Origin of the sequence: Nitrosomonas sp. (assembly GCF_019752415.1) — a bacterium.
Lineage (GTDB): Bacteria > Pseudomonadota > Gammaproteobacteria > Burkholderiales > Nitrosomonadaceae > Nitrosomonas.
Genome location: NZ_JAIEME010000032.1, coordinates 1 through 3,849, shown reverse-complemented (window position 1 = coordinate 3,849; position 3,849 = coordinate 1). Strand labels below are relative to the sequence as shown.

Annotated in this window: 3 protein-coding genes and 1 pseudogene; 3 read left to right on the top strand and 1 reads right to left on the bottom strand. The window is 40.5% G+C overall.

Annotated features, from left to right (window positions below):
• Nucleotides 1-368 precede the first annotated feature (368 nt).
• The 3 genes from pstC to pstB all read left to right on the top strand — a co-directional run bounded on the left by pstC (nucleotide 369) and on the right by pstB (nucleotide 3,119).
• Nucleotides 369-1,301, top strand: a complete 933-nt coding sequence (pstC, locus tag K2P83_RS06000; protein WP_292927277.1) for a phosphate ABC transporter permease subunit PstC — start codon at nucleotides 369-371, stop codon at nucleotides 1,299-1,301.
• A gap of 89 nt (nucleotides 1,302-1,390) precedes the next feature.
• The gene (gene pstA, locus K2P83_RS05995; RefSeq protein ID WP_292927275.1) at nucleotides 1,391-2,317 is read left to right on the top strand and encodes a phosphate ABC transporter permease PstA; all 927 of its coding nucleotides are present in this window, start codon (nucleotides 1,391-1,393) and stop codon (nucleotides 2,315-2,317) included.
• A gap of 7 nt (nucleotides 2,318-2,324) precedes the next feature.
• Nucleotides 2,325-3,119, top strand: coding sequence for a phosphate ABC transporter ATP-binding protein PstB (gene pstB, locus K2P83_RS05990; RefSeq protein WP_292927273.1), 795 nt, complete (start codon nucleotides 2,325-2,327; stop codon nucleotides 3,117-3,119).
• A gap of 62 nt (nucleotides 3,120-3,181) precedes the next feature.
• On the opposite strand, the pseudogene K2P83_RS05985 reads toward pstB, so the two are convergent.
• Nucleotides 3,182-3,767 (bottom strand): annotated as a pseudogene (locus K2P83_RS05985) (IS3 family transposase); the annotation flags it as partial.
• Nucleotides 3,768-3,849 lie beyond the last annotated feature (82 nt).

Sequence of the window (3,849 nt, the reverse complement as noted above, 5' to 3'; positions counted from 1 at the left end):
GATGATGAAGCAGCGGAAGGAAGTGAAGTAGAAACTGAAGCTCAGGCTGATGATGACGAGGATGAAGATTAGTTGTCCATTGGATTTTCTAACTTCTTAAATAGGATATACAAAATTCTGGAATGAAAATTATAGCTGGAATTTTGTATATATGAAAAAAGCATCACAAAGAGATATTTTTTTGATAAATTTTATTTTTAGACACAAAATGACCAAATCCGCATTCTTTTTGAATGTTAGTGTTTAATAAAATTCTTCTGAAGTAAATCAATGCTAATCCTAATCACATGATTAGAAATGAAGTTGTTCCTTTTCTCGATTAGCAACTCTCTTACTATAATGCTTCAACTTATAGAAGGGCTTTCACAGTGGCAGAAGAGTCACGCACTAAAATAGTTCCTGCTGGAAAATTAGGCTATAGCTTTCGTCGGCATCTACGCGAAAGATTTATAGAAACATTTTTATTTATGTCGGCAGTGCTTTCGGTAGCCATAATGCTAGCAATTATTATGATGCTAGTGAAAGAGTCGTTTATATTTTTTCAACATGTATCTATCTGGGATTTCTTGACAGATACTCAATGGACGCCATTATTCGATGATGCACACTATGGAATTTTGCCACTGGTTTCTGGTACGGTAGTAAGTTCATTTATTGCATTGCTGGTCGCACTTCCTCTGGGAACTATTATTGCAATTTATCTTTCTGAATTTGCGCCATTCACTGTACGTGAAGTAGCAAAGCCCTTCCTTGAACTGTTAGGTGGTGTACCGACAGTTGTTTATGGTTATTTCGCATTATTATTTGTAACTCCTTTATTACAAGCTGTCTACCCTGAACTCCCCGGTTTCAACTTGTTATCTGCGGGACTTGTGATGGGAATTATGATTATACCGTATGTAAGTTCGATGACTGAAGATGCTATGCGTGCAGTTCCTATGAATTTGCGAGAAGGCTCCTATGCAATGGGGGCTACGCGTTTTCAAACGGCAATTCGGGTTGTTATGCCAGCCGCATTTTCTGGGATTGCGGCTGCGTATATATTAGGCATATCTCGTGCTGTAGGAGAAACGATGGTGGTTGCAATTGCAGCAGGAATGCAACCAAATTTGACATGGAATCCAATGGAGCCAGCGGCAACAATAACAGCGTATATTGTACAAGTCAGCTTAGGTGATTTACCGCATGGGAGTATTGGTTATCAAACCATATTTGCTGCGGGTCTAACTTTGCTGTTAATAACGCTTGTGTTTAATATAATTGGACATGTATTGCGCAAGCGCTATCGAGAAATTTACTGAAGCGGTATAAGTATTGTTATTTGGAAAAATACGGACTGGTTTATGAGGTATATGAAGATTCTGGAAATAGTAACTGGTGAAGTTTTAAGATGAAAAGTGTTAATAATTTAGAAGAAATTAGAAGAATTATCAGTTTGCATAAAAGATGGGATTTGCTTTTTATGATAATCGGTATATTTGCGCTGATGATTGCAGTATTGACTTTCATGGCGTTATTTGCGCATATGTTGATTGATGGTATGCCGCGTTTATCCTGGGATTTCTTTACGTCATTTCCATCACGTAGACCTGAATCTGCCGGGATCTTTTCGGCATGGGTTGGAACTACTTTAGTTATGCTTGTCACAGCGTTTGCTGCAGTACCCTTGGGAATAGGTTCTGGCGTTTACTTAGAAGAGTATGCTCCTAGGAATTTGTTAACAGAAATTATCGAAATCAATGTGACAAACTTAGCTGGCGTGCCTTCAATTATATATGGTTTGCTAGCATTGGGTTTGTTTGTGTATCAATTTGGTTTTGGGCAAAGTATCCTAGCGGCAGGATTAGCTTTGGCACTGCTAATTCTGCCTGTTGTGATCGTGGCAACACGAGAAGCGATTCGATCAATTCCTGTCACAATTCGTGAGGGTGCATATGCACTTGGAGCAACTAAATGGCAAACGGTATCAGACCACCTATTGCCGTACTCATCCGCGGGTATTCTAACAGGTATAATAATCGGTTTGGCTCGCGCCATCGGCGAAACTGCGCCGATTATTACTATTGGCGCATTGACATTTATCGCTTTTTTGCCACCTTCACCCATAAAGAATGAATTTCCTTATGTTTCAATTGAATGGTTAACAGCGCCTTTTACTGTGATGCCAATACAGATGTTTAATTGGGTATCACGGCCAGAAGAAGCTTTTCAGCTGAATGCCGCGGCAGCAGGTTTGGTCTTAGTAGTCATGACGCTTGCTATGAATGGTCTGGCAATTTATTTGCGATATCGTATGCGTAAAAATATTAAGTGGTAAAAGGATCATGCAAGATAATTCTGAAAAGAAAAATGTATCAAGACAATTTAAATCTGAAGTTAAGAATCTAAATTTCTTTTATGGTGGATTTAATGCACTAAAAAATATCGATATGGTGTTGCATGATAAAAAGATCACAGCGTTAATCGGACCTTCTGGGTGCGGTAAGTCAACATTTCTGCGCTGTTTTAATCGAATGCATGATTTGTATCCGGGTAATCGCTATGACGGTGAAATTATACTTTATCCAGATGATGTGAATATTTTAGCGTCTAATGTTGACCCGATTGAAGTACGGATGAGGATAAGTATGGTGTTTCAGAAGCCAAATCCATTTCCTAAATCTATCTATGAGAATGTAGCTTATGGACTGCGTGTTAGAGGAATTAAGCAGCGAGCTATTTTGGATGAGAGAGTCGAAGTCGCTTTGCGTAACTCGGCTTTGTGGGATGAAGTAAAAGATCGCCTACATCATTTAGCATTTAATCTATCAGGTGGGCAACAACAGAGACTTTGTATTGCACGTGCACTAGCAACCGATCCGGAAATATTATTGTTCGATGAGCCAACCTCCGCGCTCGATCCAATTGCTACTGCGAGTATTGAAGAATTAATAACTGATTTAAAGAGTAAAGTTACTATATTAATAGTAACTCATAATATGCAACAGGCCGCAAGGGTGTCGGATTATACAGCTTATATGTACTTAGGCGAATTAATAGAATTTAATGTAACAGATACAATATTCATCAAACCAAAGAATAAGCAGACAGAAGATTACATTACAGGTCGGTTTGGCTAATGCCATTTAAGACTTATAAGATTGAGTCGCTCCGGGATTTTCTGGAGACATGCTTTCTTGAGTCAAGCTGCATCAGCTGACTCTTCCTGTTGGCGATAATACGCCTTTTCAAATTCTGCTGGTGGGACATATCCGATTGCGTCTAGCAATCTTCGATTGTTGAACCAATCCACCCATTCCAACGTAGCAAATTCTACTTCTTCGATACTACGCCAAGGACCGCGATGCCGTATGACTTCGGTCTTTTACAAACCATTGATGGTCTCAGCCATGGCATTGTCATAAGAATCTCCGATGCTGCCGACGGAAGCGTCAATATTCGCCTGCGCCAAACGTTCAGCATAGCGAATCGATAAATATTGGCTGCCTCGGTCACTGTGATGAATCAATCCTATGGTTTACCGCCGTGCCCATAGCGCCTGTTCCAGTGCATCCAGTACCAGATCCGTTCGCAATGAACGACTCACTCGCCAGCCAACGATATACCGGGCAAAAACATCGGTGATAAAAGCCACATAAACAAAGCCAATCCACGTCGCCACAAAGGTAATATCTGCCACCCACAGTTGAATTGGGCCGGGTTGCCGCAAATTGGCGGTTAACCTTGTCCGTTGGCCGATAAAGCGAATCATCCGCAACTGTCGTCCTGGAGTTGGAGTTGTCCCAATTTGACGGACATTTTTTCATGGAGTCGAGTGAGTCTCGACCTGTGAAAGCGGATTGCAGTTTA